This is a genomic window from Bacillus sp. DNRA2 (assembly GCF_012843265.1).
In the GTDB taxonomy this organism is placed as follows: Bacteria; Bacillota; Bacilli; order Bacillales; family Cytobacillaceae; genus Bacillus_BU.
The window spans coordinates 66,944-93,112 of sequence record NZ_JABAIT010000010.1 but is presented as its reverse complement, the minus strand read 5'-3'; the positions used below and the strand labels follow the sequence as shown (position 1 = coordinate 93,112).

General features: G+C 38.5%; 23 protein-coding genes. 18 read left to right on the top strand and 5 right to left on the bottom strand.

Annotated features, from left to right (window positions below; genetic code table 11):
* Nucleotides 1–302: 302 nt before the first annotated feature.
* Nucleotides 303–1,391 (bottom strand): M24 family metallopeptidase, encoded by a 1,089-nt coding sequence (locus tag HHO41_RS10625; RefSeq protein WP_169098324.1) that lies wholly within the window; start codon nt 1,389–1,391, stop codon nt 303–305.
* A gap of 171 nt (nt 1,392–1,562) precedes the next feature.
* Between HHO41_RS10625 and HHO41_RS10620 the strand changes: the two genes are divergently transcribed.
* The 3 genes from HHO41_RS10620 to HHO41_RS10610 all read left to right on the top strand — a co-directional run bounded on the left by HHO41_RS10620 (nt 1,563) and on the right by HHO41_RS10610 (nt 4,042).
* Entirely contained in the window at nt 1,563–2,243 is a 681-nt protein-coding gene (locus tag HHO41_RS10620; RefSeq protein WP_169098322.1) for a metal-dependent hydrolase, read from the top strand.
* Between the two features lie 110 nt (nt 2,244–2,353).
* The gene (locus HHO41_RS10615; RefSeq protein ID WP_169098320.1) at nt 2,354–2,602 is read left to right on the top strand and encodes a hypothetical protein; all 249 of its coding nucleotides are present in this window, start codon (nt 2,354–2,356) and stop codon (nt 2,600–2,602) included.
* A 120-nt stretch (nt 2,603–2,722) separates the two neighbouring features.
* Nucleotides 2,723–4,042: a CBS domain-containing protein gene (locus HHO41_RS10610; RefSeq protein WP_169098318.1), complete on the top strand. Its 1,320-nt coding sequence runs from the start codon at nt 2,723–2,725 to the stop codon at nt 4,040–4,042.
* A gap of 58 nt (nt 4,043–4,100) precedes the next feature.
* Here the strand turns inward: HHO41_RS10610 and HHO41_RS10605 are convergent, their stop codons facing one another.
* Nucleotides 4,101–4,406, bottom strand: a complete 306-nt coding sequence (locus HHO41_RS10605; RefSeq protein ID WP_169098316.1) for a YtpI family protein — start codon at nt 4,404–4,406, stop codon at nt 4,101–4,103.
* Nucleotides 4,407–4,515: 109 nt separating this feature from the next.
* Between HHO41_RS10605 and HHO41_RS10600 the strand changes: the two genes are divergently transcribed.
* Nucleotides 4,516–5,442: a DHH family phosphoesterase gene (locus tag HHO41_RS10600; protein ID WP_169098314.1), complete on the top strand. Its 927-nt coding sequence runs from the start codon at nt 4,516–4,518 to the stop codon at nt 5,440–5,442.
* An 88-nt stretch (nt 5,443–5,530) separates the two neighbouring features.
* Here the strand turns inward: HHO41_RS10600 and ytrI are convergent, their stop codons facing one another.
* Nucleotides 5,531–6,037 (bottom strand): sporulation membrane protein YtrI, encoded by a 507-nt coding sequence (gene ytrI, locus HHO41_RS10595; protein ID WP_169098312.1) that lies wholly within the window; start codon nt 6,035–6,037, stop codon nt 5,531–5,533.
* Nucleotides 6,034–6,405: a sporulation membrane protein YtrH gene (ytrH, locus tag HHO41_RS10590; RefSeq protein WP_169098310.1), complete on the bottom strand. Its 372-nt coding sequence runs from the start codon at nt 6,403–6,405 to the stop codon at nt 6,034–6,036. Before ytrH ends, ytrI begins: the two co-directional genes overlap by 4 nt.
* Nucleotides 6,406–6,553: 148 nt before the next feature.
* Here ytrH and dnaE point away from each other — a divergent pair, with 148 nt between their 5' ends.
* The 8 genes from dnaE (at nt 6,554) to HHO41_RS10550 (ending at nt 17,478) form a co-directional block, all read left to right on the top strand.
* Complete coding sequence (dnaE, locus tag HHO41_RS10585; RefSeq protein ID WP_169098308.1) at nt 6,554–9,913, top strand: DNA polymerase III subunit alpha; 3,360 nt, start codon at nt 6,554–6,556, stop codon at nt 9,911–9,913.
* 140 nt (nt 9,914–10,053) lie between these two features.
* On the top strand, nt 10,054–11,292 hold the full coding sequence (gene ystJ, locus HHO41_RS10580) for an NADP-dependent malic enzyme (protein WP_169098306.1): 1,239 nt from the start codon (nt 10,054–10,056) through the stop codon (nt 11,290–11,292).
* The gene (locus HHO41_RS10575) at nt 11,289–11,924 is read left to right on the top strand and encodes a FadR/GntR family transcriptional regulator (protein ID WP_348981259.1); all 636 of its coding nucleotides are present in this window, start codon (nt 11,289–11,291) and stop codon (nt 11,922–11,924) included. Before ystJ ends, HHO41_RS10575 begins: the two co-directional genes overlap by 4 nt.
* A gap of 155 nt (nt 11,925–12,079) precedes the next feature.
* On the top strand, nt 12,080–12,958 hold the full coding sequence (accD, locus tag HHO41_RS10570; RefSeq protein ID WP_169098304.1) for an acetyl-CoA carboxylase, carboxyltransferase subunit beta: 879 nt from the start codon (nt 12,080–12,082) through the stop codon (nt 12,956–12,958).
* The gene (gene accA / locus HHO41_RS10565; RefSeq protein WP_169098302.1) at nt 12,943–13,920 is read left to right on the top strand and encodes an acetyl-CoA carboxylase carboxyl transferase subunit alpha; all 978 of its coding nucleotides are present in this window, start codon (nt 12,943–12,945) and stop codon (nt 13,918–13,920) included. Before accD ends, accA begins: the two co-directional genes overlap by 16 nt.
* A gap of 301 nt (nt 13,921–14,221) precedes the next feature.
* On the top strand, nt 14,222–15,181 hold the full coding sequence (pfkA, locus tag HHO41_RS10560) for a 6-phosphofructokinase (protein ID WP_169098300.1): 960 nt from the start codon (nt 14,222–14,224) through the stop codon (nt 15,179–15,181).
* Between the two features lie 29 nt (nt 15,182–15,210).
* A complete protein-coding gene (gene pyk, locus HHO41_RS10555) occupies nt 15,211–16,971 on the top strand; it encodes a pyruvate kinase (protein WP_169098298.1) in 1,761 nt (586 codons plus the stop codon).
* Nucleotides 16,972–17,091: 120 nt separating this feature from the next.
* Nucleotides 17,092–17,478 carry an FxsA family protein gene (locus HHO41_RS10550; protein WP_169098296.1) on the top strand — a complete coding sequence of 129 codons (387 nt, stop codon included), beginning with the start codon at nt 17,092–17,094 and terminating at the stop codon, nt 17,476–17,478.
* Nucleotides 17,479–17,526: 48 nt separating this feature from the next.
* Here the strand turns inward: HHO41_RS10550 and ytvI are convergent, their stop codons facing one another.
* Entirely contained in the window at nt 17,527–18,645 is a 1,119-nt protein-coding gene (ytvI, locus tag HHO41_RS10545; RefSeq protein ID WP_169098294.1) for a sporulation integral membrane protein YtvI, read from the bottom strand.
* Nucleotides 18,646–18,755: 110 nt separating this feature from the next.
* On the opposite strand from ytvI, the gene HHO41_RS10540 reads away from it, so the two are divergent.
* From HHO41_RS10540 to pnpS, 6 genes are all read left to right on the top strand, one after another.
* On the top strand, nt 18,756–19,223 hold the full coding sequence (locus tag HHO41_RS10540; protein ID WP_169098292.1) for a DUF441 domain-containing protein: 468 nt from the start codon (nt 18,756–18,758) through the stop codon (nt 19,221–19,223).
* Nucleotides 19,224–19,704: 481 nt separating this feature from the next.
* On the top strand, nt 19,705–20,820 hold the full coding sequence (citZ, locus tag HHO41_RS10535) for a citrate synthase (RefSeq protein ID WP_169098290.1): 1,116 nt from the start codon (nt 19,705–19,707) through the stop codon (nt 20,818–20,820).
* Nucleotides 20,821–21,001: 181 nt separating this feature from the next.
* The gene (icd, locus tag HHO41_RS10530) at nt 21,002–22,270 is read left to right on the top strand and encodes an NADP-dependent isocitrate dehydrogenase (RefSeq protein ID WP_169098288.1); all 1,269 of its coding nucleotides are present in this window, start codon (nt 21,002–21,004) and stop codon (nt 22,268–22,270) included.
* A gap of 170 nt (nt 22,271–22,440) precedes the next feature.
* Nucleotides 22,441–23,379: a malate dehydrogenase gene (gene mdh, locus HHO41_RS10525; protein WP_169098286.1), complete on the top strand. Its 939-nt coding sequence runs from the start codon at nt 22,441–22,443 to the stop codon at nt 23,377–23,379.
* A 249-nt stretch (nt 23,380–23,628) separates the two neighbouring features.
* Entirely contained in the window at nt 23,629–24,366 is a 738-nt protein-coding gene (locus tag HHO41_RS10520) for a response regulator transcription factor (RefSeq protein ID WP_169098285.1), read from the top strand.
* A complete protein-coding gene (pnpS, locus tag HHO41_RS10515; protein WP_169098282.1) occupies nt 24,347–26,119 on the top strand; it encodes a two-component system histidine kinase PnpS in 1,773 nt (590 codons plus the stop codon). The genes HHO41_RS10520 and pnpS overlap by 20 nt, the downstream gene beginning before the upstream one ends.
* Nucleotides 26,120–26,169: the final 50 nt, after the last annotated feature.

Below are 26,169 nucleotides of genomic sequence, written 5' to 3'. Positions count from 1 at the left end.
TTTTGATTCTTATAGGGCGTTTAAGTGCCCTGTTTTTTAGATTCACATAAAATTAGTTCACTTAAAGGATGTGTAAGTGCCCTATTTTTCAGATTCACATAAAATTAGTTCACTTAAAGGATGTGTAAGTGCCCTATTTTTTAGATTCACAAAAAAATAGTTCACTTAAAGGGATGTTAAGTGCCCTAATTTAGCCTGGCCTAATAAAAATAGGGCACTAAGCTGTAGGGTACCTCAATTAAAAATAACATAAATAAAGGCACTTACTTGAAAATCCAAGTAAGTGCCTCCATATGATTAAATTATACTCGCTGCAGCTCTTTCGGGAATTTCGTCAATAACTCGTAACCAGATGCAGTCACGAGTACATCGTCTTCAATCCGAACTCCGGCAACATTTGGTACATAAATACCAGGCTCTACCGTGAACACCATACCCTCCTGCAACACTAAAGAATTTTTCTCTGTTACAGATGGATACTCATGAATGCTGATACCTAGTCCATGACCTAAACGGTGTGGGAAGTATTCGCCAAAGCCTGCAGCAGAGATAATTCCACGAGCTGTTAAATCAACTGCAGAACAAGTCACTCCCGGTTTAATGGCTTCAATTGCAGCAAGCTGCGCTTTTAAGACGGTATCGTAAATTTTCGTTTGTTTTTCAGATGTTTCACCAAAGGCAATTGTTCTTGTGATATCTGAGCAATAACCATCAACGACTACGCCTAAATCAAACAGAACGAGGTCCCCTCTTTGAATTTTAGTTCCACCTGGGGTTCCGTGCGGTGCTGCAGCGTTTGCCCCTGTTAATACCATCGTTGAGAATGACATTTGTGATACGCCTTTTTTCTTTAAGGCATATTCAATCGCTGCAAGGACCTCAAGCTCGGTTTTTCCTTCAGAGATTTCATTCATGCCTATTTGAATGGCGTAATCAGCAAGTTCACCAGCTTGACGGAGTTTGGTAAGCTCATCATCACTTTTAATCATTCGCAATTGGCGAAGCTTTTCCTCTGCGGAAATATATTGTGTACCATTAAATAGATTTGTTAGCGTTTCATAGCGCTCAACAATCATATGCTCTTTTTCAATGGCCATTGTTGCAACAGAATTGACTCGTTTCATAATGGCTTTATGTACTAATTCCCAAGGCTGTTCAATATCACTATATCCAATGATTTCATAGGGCCAGCCGGCATTTCTAGCTTCATTTTCTTCCATACTTGGACAAATTAAAAAGGGCTCTGCGTCCTGAAAAATAGCTAGCCCTAATAAGCGCTCATGAGGATCGCTGTAAAATCCACTTAAATAAAATACATTTTCGCTTGAAGTGAGAAAGCAGACTTCAGCTCCTTGTTGCTTTAGCCAGTTGGAAACTTCAGTTAATTTCAAAGTAAAACCTCCTAATGTCTGATACCTTCTAGTAATTTGTTTACCCACATTTCAGATTAGCAACAAAAACAGAAAAAGTAAATTCCTATAAAAATTGTCAGAAAGTATAAAAAGGAAAAATTCGATTAGTATGGAAATATATATTATTTCAAAATAAAAGGAGATGGAAAAATGAAATTATCATTTCATGGACATTCAGTTGTCAAAATTGAATTAGAGAATAAAGTAATTCTTATTGATCCATTTATTTCAGGAAACCAATTAACTGATTTGGATGCGAGTGAAGAAAAGCCTGATGTTATTATCGTCACTCATGGACATGGAGATCATTTAGGTGATACCGTCGAGCTTGCAAAACGCAATAATTCATTGGTCATCGGCAATTTTGAATTGGCTACCTATTTGGGATGGCAAGGCGTAAAAGCGCACGGGATGTCAATTGGCGGCTCCTATCAGTTTGATTTTGGAAAAGTAAAATTAACACCTGCACTCCATGGCACTGGTCTTGTGACGGGGGATAATGAAATGATTTATTTAGGAATGCCAGCAGGTGTATTAATTATGGCAGAAGGAAAAACGATTTACCACGCCGGTGATACAGGGCTGTTTTCGGATATGAAATTGATTGGGGAGCGTCATCCAATTGACTTGGCGTTTTTACCGATTGGCGATAATTTTACGATGGGTCCAGAGGATGCGGCGCTCGCTGCTGAATTTTTACAAGCGAAAAAAGTTGTTCCAATTCATTACAATACTTTCCCACCAATTGTTCAAGACCCTCAAGAATTTGTTAAATTGCTGAAAAATAACCAAGGAATCATCCTTCAACCAGGAGAAAGCATTCAGCTTTAACAGAAAAGTTTTTCATGTGAAAATACGGACAGATTTCTTATTGTGGATGACTTTTTTCTCCCCTTGAAACATAGAATGAAACAAGTATGCAAAAAAAGGGGAATGGTCACGTGAAACGAAATCGGTATATTTTATGTTTGCTACTATGCGCCTGGATGATCTACTATGCCGGCCCCAAGTTACAGGTTTTTCAAGCTGGAATAGAGGGAACCTTCGCCATCACGTGGTTTTTGTTTGCGCTGATGGTGATAGCCGGAAATCTGACCGGTTTGCTTTACACTGCCAAACCGCGAAAATATGATGGACATTCTAGTCATAAAAAGCGACAAAATAAGAAAATTCGTTCATTCCATAGCTAGATATGGCAGTTCATCAATATATAAAATTGAATACCGCCACCTTTCACTTTATAATAAAAGAATAAGAATATTGCTAGGATTAGTATTATTTTAGAAATACATGAAAAAAGGGTGAAGGCCTTGGCTACGAAACACGAACAAATATTACTATATATTGATGAACTGCCTGTGGGTGAAAAGATTTCGGTTAGACAAATTGCCAAAGCAATGAACGTCAGTGAAGGAACGGCTTATCGGGCAATTAAAGATGCAGAAAACAAAGGATATGTCAGCACTATTGAACGGGTCGGAACAATTCGAATTGAGCGAAAAAAGCGTGAAAATATCGAAAAGCTAACCTTTGCTGAGGTTATCAATATTGTCGATGGACAAGTATTAGGTGGAAGAGCGGGATTACATAAAACCTTGAATAAATTTGTCATTGGGGCGATGAAGCTCGAGGCGATGATGCGTTATACAGGGGCCGGAAATCTTTTAATTGTCGGAAACCGGACGAATGCCCATGAATTGGCACTAAAAGCAGGAGCAGCCGTATTGATTACCGGAGGATTTGATACCGATGAGCATGTTAAGAAGCTAGCTGATGAGCTTCAAATGCCAATCATATCAACAAGTTATGATACATTTACGGTTGCAACGATGATTAACCGGGCCATTTATGACCAATTGATTAAAAAAGAAATTGTGCTTGTCGAGGATATTTTAACGCCTCTTGAAAGCACGGTCTATTTAACGACGGATTCAACCGTCTCTGAATGGTACGAACGAAATCGTGAAACTCTACATAGCCGTTTTCCTGTAGTTGATCACAATTTAAAAATACAAGGGATGATTACTTCAAAGGACGTAATTGGTCATGAACTAGATGACCTAATTGAAAAAATCATGACGAAAAACCCAATGACTGTCAGTGGGAAAACAAGCGTTGCCTCATCTGCCCATATGATGGTTTGGGAAGGAATTGAAGTATTGCCTGTTGTTGATGATTCAAATAAATTAGAAGGCATGATTTCACGTCAGGACGTCTTGAAAGCATTGCAAATGATTCAGCGCCAGCCTCAAGTTGGTGAGACGCTAGATGACACTGTGACGAGCAGACTTTCCGTTATTCAGGGGAAACCAAAGGGAGAAGAGGCGTACCAATGTGAAATTACGCCGCAAATGACCAACCATTTGGGGACTATCTCTTACGGGGTTATGACTACAATCGTTACCGAAGCGTCAAATCGAATATTTCGAAGCTCGAAAAAGGGTGATCTTGTCGTTGAAAATATGACGATTTATTATCTCAAGCCTGTGCAAATTGATAGCACGATTGAAATCGTACCAAAGGTATTAGAGGCTGGGCGTAAATCGGGTAAAGTAGACGTGGAAGTATTCAATCAGGGTGCTTTGGTTGGGAAAGCATTGTTAGTTTGCCAGCTTATTGACCGAAATTAAATAGGCTGGTCTACGCAGTATTTTACTGCAGTCAGACCAGCCTAATGTTAGATAACGATCAATTTTGTGCAAGTTCCTTTGCTTCTTTTTCGACAAAAGGAAGATAAAATCGATACGCTTTAAACCCATTAATGGCACTTAGAAAACCGAGTGCGATAAAAATGGCAGCGACGATATAGGTTACAGTTGTATGAAACAAAATCAGTTGATTGACACCGAATAACCCGACGAAAAGTCCTAGCACAATGCTAGATTTTGCTCCGAGCCATTGCTTTTCAGCAGGTCTATTGGAGCGGAAATATTTTGTTTTATAAAATAAATAAAAAGCAAAACTGAGCATGATAAAAAAAACTAAAATTGGCATTTCGCTTTCCTCCAAGCTTTGATAATCTTCTCCTATTTTAGCTTTATTTTAAGTGATTTTCCATTGCCATGCTTCAAAATTTGAATTTTCTTAATAAGGAGTTAGCTTAATGAAGGAAAAAATACTAGAAACTATTCGTCAATATGAAACAATTATTGTTCATCGTCATGTTCGTCCAGACCCGGACGCGTATGGGTCGCAGGGGGGACTTGTTGAGATTTTAAAGGCAAACTTTCCTGAAAAGAAAGTGTATGCTGTTGGTAAAGAGGAAGAGACGCTAAATTTTATGAAAAGATTAGATGTGATTCCTGATGAGACTTATCAGGGCGCTTTGGTTATTGTTTGTGATACAGCTAATGTTGAAAGAATTGATGATTCCCGATTTAAAACAGGAGATCAAATAATTAAAATTGACCATCATCCTAATGAAGATCCGTATGGCGACATTGTTTGGGTGGATACAACATCTAGTTCCTGCAGTGAGTTAATTTATGAATTTGCCAAAGAACTTAACTTAAAAGTTTCGGATGAAGCGGCAAGACTTTTATATGGTGGAATTGTCGGTGATACCGGAAGATTTTTATATCCTAGTACAAATGATCGAACTTTTATTTATGCAAGTGAACTCATTCATTATCATTTTTCACGTACTGAGCTTTATGACAAAATGTACGAGCAAAAGGCTAATATCGTTAAGCTTAATGGCTATGTTCTGCAAAATTTTGAATTAAGACAAAACGGAGTGGCTTCAATGATTCTTTCAAAGGAGCTTCTCAATAAATTTGACGCAAGACCGTCTGAAGCATCACAGCTTGTCAGCGTTCTCGGAAATGTAGAAGGTTTACTTGCATGGGTATTCTTTATTGAAGAAGATGATCAAATTCGCGTTCGTCTTCGTTCAAAGGGGCCTGTTATTAACGGGATTGCTAAGAAGTATAAAGGTGGCGGTCACCCGCTTGCAGCAGGTGCATCCATTTATTCATGGGATGAAGTAGACGCTGTTGTAAAAGATCTTGAAGAGCTATGTCTTCAGTAAAAGGAAAGAGGCTTCCATCTAGGAAGCCTCTTCTGCTTTTTGAATTGTTTAAACTAAGCGTCAAGCAGCTTCCGTCGTTCCTTCCATTCTAACCATCCAAATGCATTTCCACACTGATAGATAACGTTGTATAAATGAAAATTTCTTTAATTACGAGTCGATAGCGTTTATCGTTGACTTTAACGACCTTATTTTCAACTGCCCTCCGTAATAGCTCACTGCTTTTATAAACGGACTCTATTTCTTTGGCGAGAAGAATCATGTTGAGATCTTCCTTCACTTCATCTTCAATTTGATAAACGCTCAGTGGATCTAAATCATATTTGTCGGAATTGATTACTTGAATCTTGATTTCCTGAACCGTCATTTTTTCAAGATTTCGCTTGTTAAGTTCCTTGAACTCATCCTGCCAAATATTTTTTTCATCGGTTAGTTCTTTAATGACATCTTTCTGTTTCTGAATCTCCTCGGACTGCTGTTCCTGCCAGGTGCCAAAAATATATAAAAATATTCCCCAGCTTATCAATCCGCCGATGGCCATTCCAGAAAAAAAAACTTGCCATGATGGCTTGTGATAATAAGGTGGAATTCTCATGGAGATAAATGCTCCTGGGTCAGCCATTTAATGAGCAAGGCGCCAGTTTGAGCACCACCGAGAGCGGACAGAATGAGCATGAATTGCTTAAACAAGTCTTTCGTTTCACCTTGGAGCAAGCCTCTTTCAAAGCTGTATACCGCATCAAAAGTGCCACCGATGGCAGCAACAATCGCCCAAATTCTAAGGAGGTTGGAGAGGCGATAGATAGCTGTCAGGGGCGGATTTCCGGTTAAGAATGTTGCGATTCCGCCAATGATCGAGCCTCCCAAAATAACGCCAAGCGCAATAAAGTAACTTTCAAGAAAAGAATGAAAAAAAGTTGCTTCCTTCAAGGTAAATCCACCTTTTTTCTCGACATAGTTCATTTTATGGACAATCCTGACAAAATATGAATAGTTCCTCCGCTTTTCATGTCTAGCCGCCTCCGCTTTTCAAAAACAGAACATATTTTCTTTTTTTCATTAATCGACGTATAATAGCTAGTAGATAGAAGTGATGAGGGTGTGAGGAAATTTGGCTTACGTTCACCTGCAGGTTTATAGTTCTTATAGTCTATTATCAAGTACGGCAGATATCGCTGAGCTTGTTCAAAATGCAAAGAGCAAGGGTTACACTGCACTTGCTTTAACAGATAAAAATGTTATGTATGCGACAATTACTTTTTATAAGGAATGCCTAAAGCAATCCATTAAACCCATTATCGGCTTAACAGTGGACATTGAAGCCGACGATGAAGTGCAAACTCCTTCCTTTCCGCTAGTCCTTTTGGCTACAAACGATATTGGCTTCCAAAATCTACTTAAAATTTCAAGCGCAGTCCAAACAAAATCAAAATCCGGTCTTCCTGTTAAGTGGTTGAAGCATTATGCACCGGGATTAATTGCGATAACACCTGGAAGCAATGGGGAAATTGAGACCAGCATACTCACAGGTAACCTTGAAAGGGCTTATCAGTTAGCTGGGCGATTTCAGCAAATTTTTGGTAGCGAGAATTTCTATTTGGCACTGCAAAACCATGGGATTAAAGAAGAAGATATCCTTAGTGAGAAGATGCAATTGCTCGGGAAAGAGCTAAACATTCCATTAGTTGTGACCAATGAGGTTCAATATTTGGAAAAGACAGATGCGTTTGCTCATGAATGCTTACTCGCAATTAAAAATGGTGTAAAGCTTAGTGATGAGAATCGAGTCCGTTTGGAAACAGATGAGTATTATTTAAAGAGCCCTAACGAGATGATTGAGCTGTTCGGGGAATTTCCTGATGCTTTGGAAAACACTTTAAAAATTGTGGATAGATGTCAGGTGCACTTGAATTTGCGAGAACAAAAGCTACCGAAATATCCTATTCCTAACGGCCTTTCAGCGGAAACCTTACTTGAACAGCAATGTTTGCTTGGATTTTCGAAACGATACGCAAATCCGACTACATTACATAAAAAAAGACTACAGTATGAACTTGCTATCATTAATAGAATGAAATTTAGTGATTACTTTTTAATCGTCTGGGATTTTATGAAATTTGCCCGTGAACAAGGGATTCTTACTGGTCCAGGTCGTGGATCGGCAGCAGGATCAATGGTTGCCTATGTATTGCAAATAACTGATATTGACCCCATTGAGCATCAGTTATTATTTGAGCGATTTTTGAACCCCGAAAGAATAACGATGCCAGATATCGATATTGATTTTCCAGACACACGTCGTGAAGAGGTGATTCAATATGTCGCAGAAAAATACGGCGAGCTTCATGTGGCTCAAATTATCACCTTTGGGACAATGGCAGCTAGGGCCGCATTGAAGGATGTAGGGCGAGCATTTGGACTTAATCCTAAAGAGCTTGACCAGCTTACTTCGACTATCCCTGCAAGGTTGGGTATCACCTTAAAAGACGCTTATCAAGAATCAGAAAGATTGCGTGCATTTGTAGCGGAAGTAACACTACATGAAAAGCTGTTTGAAACTGCGCTCAAGCTGGAAGGTTTACCACGTCATACATCCACACATGCTGCTGGCGTGGTGATTAGTGAACAGCCTTTAGTTGAAATTGTTCCAATTCAGTCTGGACATAACGAAGTGTTCTTAACTCAATATGCAATGGAATCGTTAGAGGAAGTTGGCTTATTAAAAATGGATTTCCTTGGTCTAAGGAATTTATCTTTTATTGAGGCTATTCTTGCAACGATTTACCGTCAGTCTGGGATAAGAATTGACATACGTAATATTCCATTAAATGATCAAAAAACCTTTAACTTACTAGCGGAAGGAAACACAACGGGAGTATTCCAATTGGAGTCTGAGGGAATGCGCAAAGTCTTAAAACAGCTTGCACCAACGACCTTTGAGGATATCGTTGCGGTTAACGCACTTTATCGGCCTGGTCCAATGGAAAATATTCCGCTGTTTATCAATCGAAAGCATGGCCGGGAGCAAATTGTTTATCCGCACCCCGATTTAGAGCCCATTTTAAACAAAACATACGGTGTAATCGTCTACCAGGAACAAATTATTCAAATTGCCTCAAGCATGGCGGGTTTTTCATTAGGTGAAGCTGATCTGTTGCGCCGTGCTGTCAGTAAAAAACAAAAAGAAACGCTTGATCGCGAACGCAATCATTTTGTCAAAGGCGCCATTAAAAATCAATATAGTGAGAGTACTGCAAATGAAATCTATGATTTAATTGTTCGGTTTGCCAACTATGGTTTTAATCGAAGCCATGCGGTTGCCTACAGTATGATTGCTTATCAGTTAGCATATTTAAAAGCTAATTACCCCGTTTATTTTATGGCGAATCTGTTAACTGCGGCAATAGGCAACGAAGTGAAGCTCATTAGTTATATTCATGAATTAAGGCAAATGGAAATACCGCTCTTTGGCCCATCAATAAATCTGAGCGATGATACTTTTAAAATTGAAAATAATGGAATCCGTTATAGTTTATTAGCACTAAAAGGGGTGGGGGGAAATGCATTAAAAGCTGTGTTTACTGCCCGAAAGCGAAAAGGATTTCAGGATTTGTTTGATTTTTGTTTGAGAGTATCATCAAAGCTTGTTAATCGGAAAACGCTTGAAGCCCTTGTGCATTCTGGAAGCTTTGATGAATTTGGACAAGATCGTGCTGTTTTGTTGGCTAGTCTGGATGTTGCCATTGAGCACGCTCAGCTGTTTATGCCGGAGGAAGGAGCACAAATTGATTTCTTCGCTGCTGATGAATTAATGCCGAAGCCAAAGTATGTAGAGGTTGATCCACTAACAGTTGAAGCAAAGCTAGAATTTGAAAAGGACATTTTGGGGTTCTTTTTGTCTGATCATCCTTTAGCGGTATTCCGAAAAGAATTGAAGGATTTGGGAATGACGCCATTGGCAGATTTGCAATCTGGTAATCGTCATACAGTTAAAGCAGTTTATATTTCTAATATAAAAAAAATCCGTACAAAAAAAGGCGAATCGATGGCCTTTCTAACCGTAAGTGATCAAAGTGCAGAATGTGAAGCCGTTATTTTTCCACAAGCCTTCAAGAAAATTGGCCACTTATTACAGCACGGGACAATATGGGTTTTCGAAGGTGGAGTTGAAGAAAGAGACAGAAAATTGCAATTTATCATTAAAAGTGGCACAGGAATTTTAGAGTTCTTGTCGAATAAGAGTAAGTCAAAGCTGTATCTGAAGGTAGAGGCTGAAAAACAAACTCAAGAATTGCTTAATAAATTGCATACTTTATTACATCAGTACCCAGGCGATGTCGAAGTCGTTCTATATTACGAGGGTCAGGAAAAGACCGTGCGCTTAGCTAAAGGAGAGCGAGTCGATGGCTCAAAATCCTGTCTAAAGGAATTACAAGAGCTATTAGGTTTTGATAATGTAATATTAAAATAATCAAATTTTCAAATAATCAAAATCTTTACAGGTACAATAGTATGGTATATAGTAATAAAGACAACTGGTCAGACCACTAGAGAAGTTTAATAGCAAATCGTTAAAGCTATTTCTTGGGATAATTGAGGGAGTGGAAAAAGTTGACTATTAGAGAAGAAGCATTGCATATGCACAGTGTGAACAAAGGGAAACTAGAAACAGTAACGAAGGTACCGGTACAAAATGCAAAGGACCTCAGTTTAGCTTATTCGCCTGGAGTAGCAGAGCCATGCAAGGAAATTTACGATCGTCCTGAAACAGTATATGACTATACAATGAAAGGTAATACGGTTGCAGTTGTTACTGATGGAACAGCTGTATTAGGTCTTGGTAATATCGGACCAGAAGCTGCCTTACCAGTAATGGAAGGAAAAGCGGTTCTTTTCAAAAGCTTTGCAGGTGTAGATGCATTTCCGATTTGCTTAAATACAACTGATGTTGAAAAAATCATTGAAACAGTGAAATTACTTGAACCAGTATTTGGTGGTGTGAACCTTGAGGACATCGCTGCACCAAATTGTTTTATTATCGAAGAGCGTTTGAAAAAAGAAGCCAACATTCCAGTTTTTCACGATGACCAGCACGGAACAGCAATTGTTACTGCTGCAGGATTGGTTAATGCGCTAAAATTAACTGGTAAGAAAATTAATGAAATTAAAGTGGTCGCAAATGGAGCAGGAGCTGCTGGTATCGCGATTATTAAACTTCTGTATACATATGGTGTGCGCGATATTATTATGTGTGATACGAAGGGAGCGATCTATGAAGGTCGTCCTGAAGGTATGAATAATATTAAAGACGAAGTTTCTAAATTTACAAATCGTGAAAACAAGAAAGGTAGCCTAGCAGATGTTATACATGGTGCAGATGTATTTATCGGTGTATCAGCTGAAGGCGCATTAACACCTGAAATGGTAAAAACGATGAATGAAAATTCAATTATCTTTGCAATGGCTAATCCTAACCCTGAAATTATGCCACATCTTGCTAAAGAGGCAGGGGCCGTTGTAGTAGGAACCGGACGCTCAGATTTCCCAAATCAAGTAAATAATGTCCTTGCTTTCCCAGGGATTTTCCGTGGCGCTTTGGATGTTCGTGCGACACATATTAATGAAGAGATGAAAGTGGCAGCAGTGGAAGCTATTGCGAGCCTTGTTAGTGAAGAAGAATTGAGTGCAGATTACGTCATTCCTGGGCCATTTGACCCTCGAGTTGCACCTGCTGTAGCTAGTGCTGTAGCAAAAGCTGCAATGGAAACTGGAGTAGCCCGTATTAAAGTTGACCTTGAGGAAATTAAAGCAAAAACAAAAAGACTTGCGTCGACTGGAAAAAGTGAGTGAATAATAACGTGAATACCTCACAGGAGAATTCAAAGGTTTATCTTGAAATAGTTAAACAACTCAGACATATGATTGATTCTGATAACCTTAAGCCTGGAGATAAAATTCCATCTGAACGTGAACTAACGGAGCGCCTTAATGTAGGGCGCTCTTCCGTTAGAGAAGCACTTCGCTCTTTAGAATTACTCGGATTGATCGAGACTAAAAGAGGCGAAGGAACATTTATCAGAGATTTCAAAGGTCATAGGTTGGTCGAATTACTTAGTACTTTTATCCTACAGGATGAAGAAGCGAAAAAAGATGTACATGAATTAAAATATTTAATTGAACTGGACTGTTTACGACTAATTGTACAAAGAAATAATGATGAAAAGTTGAACAATTTTTATCAAAAAGTATTAACAACCGATTTTAATGACGAAGAGTACTTTTTTAATATTGTCACGTTATCAGAAAATCGGTTAATATTAAGAATCTGGTTAATTTTGAAGGACTATCACAATGCATTAAAGTTAGTTAAGCCGGAAGCACCAAAAGAAAAGTACATTGCTCTAATTGAAGCATTACTTAATAAAGATCAAACTGGAATTATTTCCTCATTTAACTCATTGCGTAAACTGTCGAGTTATTAACGACGGATTACTACAAATAATTGCTTACTGGCATCGTATAATGAAGGACAGGTAGTTTTTTATGTTAGTGGTCTGGCCACTTCAAATACTTATAATCAGGTTATCCAAATAATGTTTTTAGAAACATTAGTGAATCATTCAAGGGAGGTACGACCTTGCTTAAAGAGCTTTTTACAAAGTCGAAAAAGAAGAAATATGCTACGGTTCCATCGGACCATGCTTATCAAGATGTACCCGAAGGAATTATGACCAAATGTCCAAATTGCAAAAAAAACATGTATACAAAAGAGTTAAATAAAAATTTGAAGGTTTGCCTCCATTGTTCCCATCATTTTTCGATGAATTCAAGAGAACGAATTGAAAGCTTTCTAGATGAAGGAAGCTTTGAGGAAATTAATCAAAACATGATTTCAACTAATCCTTTGCAATTCCCTGATTATCTTGAAAAGATAGAAAGTGACCGGGTGAAAACAGGCATAAATGAAGCGGTTGTGACAGGTACTGGTAAGGTTAATGACATGCCGATTGCCATTGCTGTCATGGATTCTACTTTCAGAATGGGAAGTATGGGTTCAGTTGTCGGTGAAAAAATCACTAGAGCAATAGAAAAAGCAGATGAATTATCGATACCATTTGTCATTTTCACTGCATCTGGTGGTGCTAGAATGCAAGAAGGTGCCTTAAGCCTAATGCAAATGGCCAAAACAAGTGTCGCATTAAAACGGTTTAGCGATCATGGTGGTTTAATTATTTCAATTATGACCCATCCAACAACTGGTGGTGTTTCAGCAAGCTTTGCGTCTTTAGGTGATTATAATTTGGCTGAGCCGGGCGCTTTAATTGGCTTTGCTGGTCGCAGAATTATTGAGCAAACGATTCGCGAGGAGCTTCCTGAGGATTTCCAAACAGCTGAATTTTTGTTAAAGTGTGGTCAGCTTGATGCTGTTATTTCAAGACTTGAGTTGAAAGAACAAGTTGTGACAATCCTCGATATTCATCATCCAGGAGGTGAACTTGAATGGCTGGAGAACTAGAATTCGAACGCCCAATTATCGAACTTCGGAAAAAAATAACGGAGCTTAAGGAATTTACAAAAACAACCGATGTAGACTTATCAGCTGAAATTCACAATCTCGAAATAAGATTGGAAAAGCTCGAAAAAGAGATATATGAAAATATGAATCCTTGGGATCGCGTGCAAATTGCTCGTCACCAGAATCGCCCAACAACACTAGACTACATTTCATTGCTCTTTACAGACTTTCTTGAATGTCATGGGGACAGAACCTTCCGTGATGATGAAGCGATAGTTGGTGGGATAGCTAAATTTAAGGGCTTGCCATTAACGATTATTGGTCACCAACGTGGCAAAGATACAAAAGAGAATATTCGTCGGAACTTCGGGATGCCACATCCTGAAGGCTACCGTAAGGCTTTGCGACTAATGAAGCAAGCGGAAAAGTTTCGCCGTCCGATTGTGTGTTTTATTGACACAAAAGGGGCTTATCCTGGTAAGGCAGCTGAAGAGCGTGGTCAAAGTGAAGCAATCGCTAGAAATCTCTTTGAAATGGCCAGCCTAAAAGTTCCGGTTGTTTGTATTGTCATCGGTGAAGGAGGAAGCGGTGGTGCTTTAGCACTTGGTGTAGGGAATCGAATCTATATGCTCGAAAACTCTACTTACTCTGTTATTTCTCCTGAAGGTGCTGCGTCGATTCTATGGCGTGACGCTGCGCTTGCAAAGCAAGCAGCTCAATCGATGCAGATTACTGCTCCAGATTTAAAACGATTAGGAATTATTGATGAAATTATTCCTGAGGTTAGAGGTGGAGCTCATAAAGATGTCGAGCTACAAGCGGAAGAAATTGAAAAAATCTTAATCAAATCATTAAAGGAATTACATGCTTTATCAGAAGAAGAGCTTGTAAATGATCGCTACGATAAATTTAAAGCAATCGGTGATGTTAGTTTTTCTTCAGAATTTAGTGTTGTAAAGTAATAATAAAAGCCTGTGACTGACTATCTCAGACACAGGCTTTTATTGTTAAAATGTGGGTATTTTCACGAATTATTTATGAATCATCTCCTTATTAACGTAATAAAGCGGTTGCATTTTGCGGAGTATTCCGTCTATGTAAAGAATGGCAATGATACAGTTGTTATCGCGCAATCATCGTGTTATTTTAGAAATATTCCATAGGTTGATTGTTCATAATAAAAACAGTCAATCCATATTTATCGGTTATTTTTGAAAAATTTTACATATCTTTGACTTATTATTTTAATGAGGTGATGTCAACATGAAAAGAATCGGTGTGTTAACAAGTGGCGGAGATGCTCCAGGAATGAATGCTGCAGTCCGTGCAGTTGTCAGAAAGGCAATTTTTCATAATCTTGAGGTTTTTGGCATTTATGGTGGATATGCAGGCTTAATTAATGGAAATATTAAAAAGCTTGAATTAGGCTCAGTTGGGGATATTATTCATCGTGGAGGAACGATGCTATATTCAGCTCGATGTCTGGAATTCAAGACAAAAGAAGGGCAACAAAAGGGAATTGAGCAGTTAAAGGCTCATGGAATTGATGGATTAGTTGTAATCGGTGGCGATGGCTCTTATCGTGGTGCGAAGGCATTAACAGAGCAAGGCTTTCCATGTGTTGGTGTACCAGGAACGATTGATAATGATATTCCAGGAACAGAATTAACAATTGGTTTTGATACAGCTTTAAATACCGTTATTGATGCGATTGACAAAATCCGCGATACAGCAACAAGTCATGAGAGAACTTTTGTGATTGAAGTAATGGGACGAGACGCAGGGGACATTGCCCTATGGTCAGGATTAGCCGGCGGAGCAGAAACCATCTTAATACCTGAAGAAAATTACGATATCAATGAAATTGTTGCACGCCTAAAGAAAGGCTCTGAGCGTGGCAAGAAGCATAGTATTATTGTCATTGCCGAAGGTGTTACTAGTGGGGTTGAATTTGGTAAGGAATTAAAGGCAGCCACGAATGCAGATGTTCGAGTTTCGGTACTTGGTCATATTCAACGTGGAGGGTCTCCTACAGCAGCAGACCGCGTCCTTGCCAGTCGTTTAGGAGCACAGGCTGTTGAATTATTAATCAATAAAAAAGGCGGACGTGCAGTAGGAATTGAAAAAAATCAATTAGTTGATTACGATATTATTGAAGCATTGGCACAAAAGCATCAGGTCGATTACAGCTTGCTAAAATTATCAAAAGAGCTATCAATATAAGTAATATATAACCGGCAGGAGGATGCGAAATGCGTAAAACGAAAATTGTTTGTACAATAGGTCCAGCGAGTGAAAGTATCGAAAAACTTACCCAGTTGATCGAAGCAGGAATGAATGTAGCTCGTTTAAATTTTTCACATGGTGACCATCAGGAACATGGAGAAAGAATAAAAAACATTCGTGAAGCAGCAAGAATTACTGGGAAAAATGTAGCCATCTTATTAGATACGAAAGGTCCGGAAATTCGCACGAACAACATGGAAAATGGTGCGATAGACCTGAAAGTGGGACAGGAAGTTCGCATCTCGATGACTGAAGTTCAAGGCACAGTAGATAAGTTTTCGGTTACATATCCTGGTTTAATTGATGATGTTCACCCTGGTTCAACAATTCTTTTAGACGACGGATTAATTGGTCTAGAAGTACTAGAGGTTGAAAAGAGTATCGGCGAAATCGTTACGAAGGTTCTTAATGGTGGCACTTTGAAAAATAAAAAAGGTGTCAACGTTCCTGGGGTTCGCGTCAATCTTCCGGGAATCACTGAAAAGGATGCGCAGGATATTTTGTTCGGTATTGAACAAAAGGTTGATTTTATTGCCGCATCGTTTGTACGCCGTGCAACAGATGTGCTAGAAATTCGTCAGTTGTTAGAGGATAATGATGCCAATTACATCAACATCATCCCTAAAATTGAAAACCAAGAGGGTGTTGACCACATCGATGAAATCTTAATGGTTTCAAACGGATTAATGGTTGCACGTGGTGATCTTGGGGTTGAAATCCCTGCTGAAGAAGTACCACTTGTTCAGAAAGCATTGATTAATAAATGTAATGCACTTGGGAAACCTGTTATTACCGCTACACAAATGCTTGATTCCATGCAAAGAAATCCACGTCCAACTCGCGCAGAAGCTAGCGATGTTGCGAATGCGATCTTTGATGGAACAGATGCAATTATGCTTTCTGGTGAAACAGCAGCAGGACAATACCCGGTTGAAGCCGTGAAAACGATGCACAATATTGCATCCCGGGCAGAATCTGCATTGGATCATAAAGAAATATTATCAAATAGAAGTAAGAGCACCGAGCACAATATGACAGATGCCATTGGTCAATCTGTAGCTCATACAGCATTAAACTTAGATGTAAGTGCGATCATTACTCCAACTGAAAGTGGCCATACGGCACGAATGATTTCTAAATATCGTCCTAAGGCTCCAATCGTTGCAGTAACGTCTAACGACTATGTTTGCCGTCGCTTAGCACTCGTTTGGGGAGTTTATCCGCAATTTAGTCAAAGAGCAACGACAACTGACGAAATGCTTGATTTTGCGGTTGATGCAAGTGTAGAAAGCACGATTGTCAAGCATGGTGATTTAGTTGTCATTACTGCTGGTGTGCCAGTAGGAGAGGCGGGAACGACAAATCTTATGAAGATTCATATCGTTGGCGATGTACTTGCTAAGGCACAAGGTATTGGCAGAAAATCTGCATACGGAAAAGTAGTTGTAGCTCAAAATGCAAGTGAGGCACTGGACAAGGTGAAGGAAGGCTCAATCCTTGTTACAATTGGCTCTGATCGTGATATGGTCCCAGCGATTGAAAAATGTAGCGCATTAATCACTGAAGAAGGTGGATTAACCAGCCACGGTGCTGTTGTGGGCTTGAACTTAGGAATTCCTGTAATTATCGGAGTTGACCATGCTACCAAGCTACTTAAAGATGGTCAAGAAATTACCGTTGATGCTTCAAGAGGTGTTATTTACAACGGCCATGCCAGTGTACTTTAAAAACGTTGAAAAAGATGCGATAATTTAAACTGTGGAAAGGATGGGAGAACCCCATCCTTTTCTGTAGGAAAAGAAGTTAAGAACCTTTGGCATCTATTCGCTTAAACGGAGGTACAGTTGATGCGTTATTTATTTTTACTAATTATTATCATTCCTGCAGCTGAAATTGGCTTTTTAATGTTTTCAGGTAAAATGATTGGCATTTTGCCTACGATTGCCTTGATTATTTTATCAGGAGTAGTCGGTGCATATTTAGCTAAGCAACAGGGCCTAGAGACCCTCAGAAAAGCCGAGGAACAGATGCGCTACGGAAACATGCCTGGTGATGCCATTTTAGATGGAATATGCGTTTTAATCGGTGGAACGCTATTGCTAACACCGGGTTTCATTTCTGATTTTGCTGGTCTTTTATTACTAATTCCTTTTACAAGAGTGTTTTTCAAAAAGCTGATTGGGAGTGCTCTAATGAATTGGTTTAATAAAGGTAGAATTACTATTATAAAATAAAAAGCTGACTGGTCACCAGTCAGCACTTTTCATATTGGAAGGAATGGCTTAGGGTTGTTCATTCCCTTTAATATAGATCCATACGTCACGAAATACATTAGCACGATTAAGGGTATTGATTATCACTAATAGGACAGGTCCAGCAATAAGTCCAAGAAAGCCTAAAAGCTTGAAGCCAACGAATAAAGCAATTAAGGTGGCGAGCGGGTCTAGACCGATGTTTGACGACAATACCTTCGGCTCCATTAATTGGCGTTGGACAAGGACAACAATGTAAAGAATCGTTAAACCGATCGCTATCCCCGTGTCACCTGTGATAATTTCGTAAATAATCCATGGTACAAAAATAGCACCTGTCCCTAAATAGGGAATGACATCGACAATGCCAGTAATGAGCGCAACTGTAATGGCATAGTCAATGCGGAGGATAAGAAGGCCAATTAATATAATAATGGTCGTCATCGAAATCAGTGTTGCTTGGGCCTTTAAAAATCCAAATAAGGCCTTTTTTAAATCTATGAATACAGTTCTTCCGCTTGTTTTGGCTCGATGTGGTAGGAATTTTCCGATTAGATTTGATAAACGATACCAATCTTTGCTGATGAAAAAAGTTCCAAGCAGCGAGAAAATCAAAACGGTTGCAGCGTTTGGAAACCAAGAAAGGACATTTGGGATATTGCCAAAGAAATTTTTGATAAACGTACCAACAGTTGTTCCAAACGTTTTTCCGACGTTCTCGATGTTATTCATAATGGTTTCTTGTTGACCTGTATCGAGGTTTTGAAATAAATTCGCAATTTGGTGATAGAACGGTAGGATCTGACCAGCTAACATCTCCTGTATGTAAGCAATAATGGTGTCAAGATGGTCTGGAACCACCGCAGCAATATAATTTGCTCCAGAGACAATCTCAGCTATTAATAAAGTCATGAGTCCAGCGAAAGTGGCAAAAATAATGATTAATGTAATGAATACAGACAGAGCACGAGGTATTTTTGCTTTTGTTTCTAGAAAATTAACAAGCGGATTCATCATAAAGGCAATGATAAAGCCGATGATAAATGGATAGGTTACTTTTGATAAAAAATAAAGTCCAACCAATAAAGCTAAGACGATAAAAAGTACGAAGAGAAGGCGTAGAAATCGTAACAGATTTGTTTTATTCAAATAGATCCTCCTTTACGTATTTACATACTATCATATTAACATTTTTTAGAAACTATTGCTTTATTTTCATGTCAAACGTAAATTCAGTCAACTAAAGGAGTCAAACTCAAATGAAATATGAAGCTTATGCATTTTTAGCAATATTATTAGTCATTGCTTATTTTTCGAAAAATCAATCGATGATGGTGGCAGTGGTTGTTTTGCTTTTAATGAAAATTGTTGGTTTAGATGCAAAGGCATTTGGTTATCTTCAAGCGAAAGGGATAAATTGGGGGGTTACAGTCATAACGGTTGCTGTCCTTGCCCCTATTGCTGCAGGTCAAATAGGCTTTAAAGATTTAACCGAGGCCTTCAGGTCACCTTATGCATGGATTGCTTTGCTATCAGGAATGGCGGTTGCTCTGTTAGCGAAGGGAGGCGTCACGTTGTTAGCGGATGATCCGCATATTACAACAGCACTTGTGTTAGGGACGATCCTATCGATTTCCTTATTTCAAGGCGTGGCAGTTGGACCTTTAATTGGGGCTGGAATAGCTTATATGGCAATGAAAATCTTTGAAATGTTCATAGCAAAATAATTTATTTTTTTACAAATTAAGTCGTTTCCGTTCACAAAAGTCTGATAATTGTTTATAATAAGATTTGTAAGTCCAAACATATCAAAAAAACATTATAACCATCCTTATAATGAATTTGTAAAAAATGAAAACCTTTTCACTTTTTACAAATCGAAGAAAAGGTTATAAACAGAGGAGAAACTGTAGGAGATTAGGATAAGACAAGGTAATATTAGTAATATTCCAAAATAGAAGCCTATCATTCTATTCTTCTATTTTGAGCAACTATGAACAAGCGCTCATTCAAATCATAATTATTATAGGTCTGTGGTTTAGCTGGTTACAGCTAACTTTCCAGGGATAGCTTTTAGCTACCCGTATATTTGTCTAGAGAGGTATCTTTCTGACTCGCTTGTTAATAACTGATTTTTCAGATATTTGAGCAAATTTTGACAGACAAAGGGTATTGGGGAATTCTTATTTAGAAAAGGAGAGATTATTTATGACAGTTACACGTGGTCTTGAAGGGGTAGTTGCAACGACTTCATCAATCAGTTCAATTATTGATGATACCCTAACTTATGTTGGGTACAATATCGATGATTTAGCAGAAAATGCTACCTTTGAAGAAGTTGTCTACCTGCTATGGCATCGTAGACTACCTAATGCACAAGAGCTAGCTGAACTTAAAACTCAACTTGCTGAAAATGCAGGTTTACCACAAGAAATTTTAGATCATTTCAAAATGTACCCAATTGATAAAGTACATCCGATGGCTGCACTTCGCTCTGCAGTTTCCCTATTAGGTCTTTATGATGAAGAAGCTGACTTAATGGATGAGGAAGCTAACTACCGTAAGGCAATCCGTTTACAAGCAAAATTGCCTACTATTGTAACAGCATTTTCTAGAATTAGAAAAGGTTTGGAGCCTGTTGCGCCTCGCAAGGATTTCAGTATTGCTGAAAACTTCTTATATATGCTTTCTGGAAAAGAGCCAGAGGCTATTGCTGTTGAAGCTTTCAACAAAGCTTTAGTTCTTCATGCTGACCATGAATTAAACGCATCTACATTCACAGCACGTGTCTGTGTGGCAACCTTATCTGATGTCTATTCTGGAATTACAGCTGCAATTGGTGCGCTAAAAGGTCCTTTACATGGTGGTGCCAATGAAGCAGTTATGAAAATGCTTTCTGAAATTGGAACAATAGATAATGTTGAGCCATATATTCGTGGCAAACTTGCTAATAAAGAAAAAATCATGGGCTTTGGACACCGCGTATATCGTTTAGGTGACCCACGTGCTAAGCACTTAAGAGCTATGTCAGAGAAATTAACTCAATTAACTGGCGAACCACAATGGTATGTAATGTCATCAAAAATTGAAGCAATCGTTACTGGTGAGAAAAAACTTCCGCCAAACGTTGATTTCTATTCAGCATCTGTATACCACAGCTTAGGCATCGATCACGATTTATTCACTCCAATCTTTGCTGTAAGCCGTGTTTCTGGTTGGTTAGCTCATATTCTAGAACAATACGAAAACAATCGTTTAATTCGTCCACGCGCGGATTACACTGGTCCATCTTTACAAAAGTATGTTCCAGTTGAACAAAGATAAAAAAATATTTGAAAAGTTTACAATTTAGACAAAAACTGATGTAATATATAGGGGAAAGTTTTTGTTAATTTATGAAAAGTGCAGCGACTTCAGTCCGGTTAAAAAATAGTTACTATTTTTTAACCGGGCTGCTTAAGTGAGTCGTCTGCACGTTTTCATGGACATGGAGGGAGAAAGAGATATGCTAGGAGAAAAAATCACAGTAAAAGACGGAGTACTAAATGTACCAAATAACCCAATCATCCCTTTTATCGAAGGTGACGGTACTGGTCCGGACATTTGGGCATCAGCTTCACGCGTACTAGATGCGGCAGTAGAAAAAGCTTACAAAGGTGAGCGTAAAATTGTGTGGAAAGAAGTTTTTGCGGGAGAAAAAGCTTTCAATAAAACAGGTGAATGGCTTCCTCAAGAGACTTTAGATTTAATTAATGAATATCTAATTGCGATCAAAGGACCTCTTACAACTCCAGTTGGTGGCGGAATTCGTTCATTAAACGTTGCATTAAGACAAGAATTAGACTTATTCGTTTGCTTACGTCCTGTACGTTGGTTCGAAGGTGTACCTTCACCAGTAAAACGTCCTCAAGACACTGACATGGTCATCTTCCGTGAAAACACAGAAGACATCTACTCAGGTATTGAGTACCAAAAAGGTTCAGACGAAGTAAAGAAATTAATCAATTTCTTACAAACTGAGCTAGGTGTTAAGAACATTAGATTCCCTGAAACTTCTGGTATCGGAATTAAACCTGTATCTGAAGAAGGTACAAAACGTTTAGTTCGTGCTGCAATCAACTATGCAATTAAAGAAGGACGCAAATCAGTAACGATTGTACATAAAGGTAATATCATGAAATTTACTGAGGGTGCTTTCAAAAATTGGGGTTACGAGCTTGCTGAACAAGAATTCGGAGATAAAGTATTCACTTGGGCTCAATACGATCGTATCGTTGCTGAGCAAGGTGCAGATGCTGCTAACAAAGCACAAGCTGAAGCAGAAGCTGCTGGCAAAATCATCGTAAAAGATGCAATTGCTGATATCTTCTTACAACAAATCCTGACTCGTCCAAAAGAATTTGATGTTGTTGCTACAATGAACTTAAATGGTGACTTCATTTCTGATGCGCTTGCTGCACAAGTCGGCGGTATCGGTATTGCACCAGGAGCAAACATCAACTATGAAACTGGACATGCTATCTTCGAAGCAACTCACGGTACTGCACCTAAGTATGCTGGTTTAGATAAAGTAAATCCATCTTCTGAGTTATTATCTGGCGTTCTTATGCTAGAACACTTAGGTTGGAACGAAGCAGCTGATATGATTGTTAAATCAATCGAGAATACAATTGCTTCTAAAGTTGTAACTTATGACTTCGCTCGTTTAATGGATGGTGCTACTGAAGTTAAATGTTCTGAATTCGGTGATGAGTTAATCAAGAATATGGAATAATTCATTCCATTGAGACAAGGCGTATTAGTATTTTGCGGTACAAGCAAAATACTTGCGCCTTGTTCTTTTATGTGTTTTTCTAATACTAGGCAAAATTTTAAAATACAGCCTTGTTTTGCATTGTGGATTTTTCGTAATTTTCTGTAAGGAAAACAAAGGGGGATATATTAATGAGAATCAAACGTAAAAAGGTATCCGTAATTGGCGGAGGATTTACCGGTGCAACTACTGCATTCTTATTAGCTCAAAAAGAATTAGCGGATGTAGTATTAGTTGATATCCCACAAATGGAAAATCCAACTAAAGGTAAAGCTTTAGATATGTTAGAAGCAAGTCCTGTTCAAGGTTTTGATGCTAAAGTTACGGGAACTTCTAACTACGCTGATACAGCAAATTCTGATATCGTCGTTGTTACTGCGGGGATTGCTCGCAAACCTGGGATGAGCCGTGATGATTTGGTTCAAACAAATCAAAAAATTATGAAGAGCGTTGCTCAAGAAATTGCAAAGCACTCACCAAATGCTTTCATTATAGTGTTAACAAACCCTGTTGATGCAATGACTTATACAATTTTCAAAGAATCCGGCTTTCCAAAAAATCGTGTAATCGGTCAATCAGGTGTTCTTGATACTGCCCGTTTCCGGACGTTCATTGCCGAAGAGTTAAATTTATCAGTTAAAGATATTACTGGTTTCGTATTAGGTGGACATGGAGATGACATGGTTCCGCTCATCCGCTATTCTTTTGCTGGCGGAATCCCATTATCAACATTAATTCCAGAAGACCGACTTGAGCAAATCGTTGAACGAACACGTAAAGGTGGCGGTGAAATCGTAAACCTTCTCGGAAATGGTTCAGCATATTATGCTCCTGCTGCTTCACTTGTAGAAATGTGTGAAGCTATTCTGAAGGATCAAAAACGTGTGCTACCTGCAATCGCTTACCTTGAAGGTGAATACGGCTATGAAGGTATCTATTTTGGCGTTCCAACCATTCTTGGTGGAAACGGAATTGAAAAAGTAATCGAACTAGAATTGACTGGCGAAGAAAAAACCGCTCTTGATAAATCTGCAGCAGCTGTCCGCAACGTCATGGCTGCGTTAATTTAATTTATTTCCTTACAAAAAGATTCGGAGGCTACCTTCGGGTCTTTTTATTTTGGCAAAAGTTTTATTGTATTGATTGGAGCGGAAGGAGCGAAGACTCCTGTAGCGGAAATCAACACAAAAATATTAAGAAGTGTAAAAAATTTGTAAAGAATCGAGTTATTTTTGGCGCTAGTATAATTTTTCTAATAATATAGTAGTAAGGTGTAAAAAATATTTAGAAAAAATGGGGATACGAATCCGGAGGGTATTATGGAGAAAAAAGTACTAGTAGTGGATGATGAGCAATCCATTGTTACATTACTTCAATATAACTTAGAACAAGCGGGCTATAAAGTCACGACGGCAATGGATGGAGAAACAGGGAGAGATTTAGCACTTGAGGGTGAATATGATTTCATTGTTCTGGATTTAATGCTACCACGTCTTGATGGAATAGAAGTATGTAAGCAGCTACGTCAGCAAAAGGTGGTAACACCTATTCTGATGTTAACTGCAAAGGATGATGAATTTGATAAGATTTTAGGTCTTGAGCTTGGTGCTGATGACTATATGACCAAGCCCTTTAGCCCGAGGGAAGTAGTCGCTAGGGTTAAGGCAATTTTGCGCAGAACTGAAGTACAAAACAACTTGCAGACCACTGTTAACGAACACGGAGAAGGCGCCAATATCGCGATTAAAGATTTGACCATTTATCCCGAACATTATGAAGCGTTTTATAAAGGTGAGCTCTTAGAATTAACGCCAAAGGAATTTGAACTACTTGTTCATCTTGGAAAACACAAGGGTAAGGTGTTGACACGTGATCAGCTGTTAAGTGCGGTTTGGAATTATGATTTTGCCGGTGATACTCGAATCGTTGATGTACACATAAGTCATTTAAGGGATAAAATTGAACCCAATACAAAAAAACCAGTTTATATTAAAACCATCCGAGGGCTTGGCTACAAATTAGAGGAGCCAAAGGTAAATGATAAAATTCCGAACTAGGCTGTTAATTCCGTTAATTACGTTAATTTTTATCGTAATGATTGCATTAGGGTTACTATTAGGTCAGCTTTTTAAAAATTATCATTTTAATCAATTTAATGAACGGCTTCAAAAGGAAAATACTTTAGTGTCTATTTTCATCGAGAACACTGGAGGTATTGCCTCACTTGATCAGCAAAGGGTTCAAGAATTTAGCGAGACGATTGATGCTAGGGTCTCCATTACTGACCCGAAAGGCAAGATTCTCTTTGACAGTGGTGAATTATCGGATACGTTATCTGATGAACTGCACTATCGAACTTTAAAAGATATCATCTCTTCCCAAAATAATGATCAGGATGTTGTCATTAATAAAGAAGGTAATGAACTTCATTTTTTTTGGAAGCCAATCGAAAATGACGGAAAAATTGAGGGCGTTGTGTTTCTTAGCGCCAAAATGGATGTGTTAGAAGAAGCGTACGGTCAAATTTGGTGGTTGTTATCGATTAGCTTTATTCTTGCTCTTATTGTCATTATTATTTTAGGTACAAGTATTACTTCGCGTTATACAAAGCCAATAGAATCAGCGACAAAAGTGGCAATGGAACTTGCTAAAGGGAACTATCGGGCCAGGACGTATGAAGATAAGGTTGACGAAACTGGGATGCTCAGTACATCCATTAATATTTTAGCAAGGAATCTTCAAGAAATGATGAAAGCTAAGGAAATGCAACAGGATCGACTAACTACCTTGATAGAAAGCATGGGCAGCGGGTTAATCTTAATTGATAACCGTGGCTACGTATCGTTAATTAACCGTGCGTTTAAGGAAGTTTTTCATGTGAAGCCGGAGGTATATTTGTACAGGTTGTACTATGAGGTCATTGAACACAGGGAAATTTCCGATTTAGTTGAAGAAATATTTATCACTGAGCAACAGGTTAAGCGATATTTGCGGATTCCGATTGGAATAGATTTAAAACATTTTGAAGTATTTGGTGCACCAATCATTGGCACAAATGATGTATGGAAGGGCACCCTGCTAGTTTTTCACGATATTACTGAATTAAAAAATCTTGAGCAAACAAGAAAAGATTTTGTTGCTAATGTTTCCCATGAGTTGAAAACTCCGGTTACTTCTATTAAAGGGTTCACGGAGACACTGCTCGATGGGGCAAAGGATGATCCCAAATCATTAGAGGCATTCTTACATATAATTTTAACGGAAAGCGATCGCTTGCAACAATTAATTGAAGAATTATTAGAGTTGTCGAGAATCGAGCAACATAAGTTTAATCTTGATATAAAAGAAGTCAACCTGGGGACATTGCTAAAGGACAGCGTCACGATGCTCCAAAAAAAAGCTGAGGATAAGTCCGTTACATTAAACTATCTTGAGGACAACGAAAATGTAGTGATTCAAGGTGATCTGTTCCGCTTAAAGCAAGTGTTCATTAATGTTATCAACAATGCGATTATGTATACTCCGCAAAATGGAAGTATTAAAATCGAGACAGAAATGAAGGATGATCGGGTACTTGTTCATATTTCAGATACTGGGATTGGTATCGAAAAGCAGGAAATTCCAAGGATATTTGAACGATTTTACCGAGTTGATAAGGCACGGAGCAGAAATTCAGGAGGGACAGGTCTTGGACTAGCGATTGTTAAGCATCTAATTGAAGCACATCAAGGGACAATTACGGTATCAAGTGAAGTTGGCACTGGAAGTGTGTTCACCATTTCTTTGAAAAAGAAACTTATGTTACGGTAAACTTAAATATCTTTTAATAATCTGTTTATGATTTGTTAATAATTCGTTGT

What these genes read in the sequence shown, in the direction of transcription:
- mdh (WP_169098286.1), top strand. Translation starts at nt 22,441, where the DNA reads ATGAGAATCAAACGTAAAAAGGTATCCGTAATTGGCGGAGGATTTACC.
- accA (WP_169098302.1), top strand. Translation starts at nt 12,943, where the DNA reads ATGGCTGGAGAACTAGAATTCGAACGCCCAATTATCGAACTTCGGAAA.
- HHO41_RS10520 (WP_169098285.1), top strand. Translation starts at nt 23,629, where the DNA reads ATGGAGAAAAAAGTACTAGTAGTGGATGATGAGCAATCCATTGTTACA.
- citZ (WP_169098290.1), top strand. Translation starts at nt 19,705, where the DNA reads ATGACAGTTACACGTGGTCTTGAAGGGGTAGTTGCAACGACTTCATCA.
- pfkA (WP_169098300.1), top strand. Translation starts at nt 14,222, where the DNA reads ATGAAAAGAATCGGTGTGTTAACAAGTGGCGGAGATGCTCCAGGAATG.
- HHO41_RS10540 (WP_169098292.1), top strand. Translation starts at nt 18,756, where the DNA reads ATGAAATATGAAGCTTATGCATTTTTAGCAATATTATTAGTCATTGCT.
- HHO41_RS10550 (WP_169098296.1), top strand. Translation starts at nt 17,092, where the DNA reads ATGCGTTATTTATTTTTACTAATTATTATCATTCCTGCAGCTGAAATT.
- HHO41_RS10605 (WP_169098316.1), bottom strand. Translation starts at nt 4,406, where the DNA reads ATGCCAATTTTAGTTTTTTTTATCATGCTCAGTTTTGCTTTTTATTTA.
- pyk (WP_169098298.1), top strand. Translation starts at nt 15,211, where the DNA reads ATGCGTAAAACGAAAATTGTTTGTACAATAGGTCCAGCGAGTGAAAGT.
- icd (WP_169098288.1), top strand. Translation starts at nt 21,002, where the DNA reads ATGCTAGGAGAAAAAATCACAGTAAAAGACGGAGTACTAAATGTACCA.
- ytrI (WP_169098312.1), bottom strand. Translation starts at nt 6,037, where the DNA reads ATGAGAATTCCACCTTATTATCACAAGCCATCATGGCAAGTTTTTTTT.
- pnpS (WP_169098282.1), top strand. Translation starts at nt 24,347, where the DNA reads ATGATAAAATTCCGAACTAGGCTGTTAATTCCGTTAATTACGTTAATT.
- ytrH (WP_169098310.1), bottom strand. Translation starts at nt 6,405, where the DNA reads ATGAACTATGTCGAGAAAAAAGGTGGATTTACCTTGAAGGAAGCAACT.
- HHO41_RS10600 (WP_169098314.1), top strand. Translation starts at nt 4,516, where the DNA reads ATGAAGGAAAAAATACTAGAAACTATTCGTCAATATGAAACAATTATT.
- HHO41_RS10620 (WP_169098322.1), top strand. Translation starts at nt 1,563, where the DNA reads ATGAAATTATCATTTCATGGACATTCAGTTGTCAAAATTGAATTAGAG.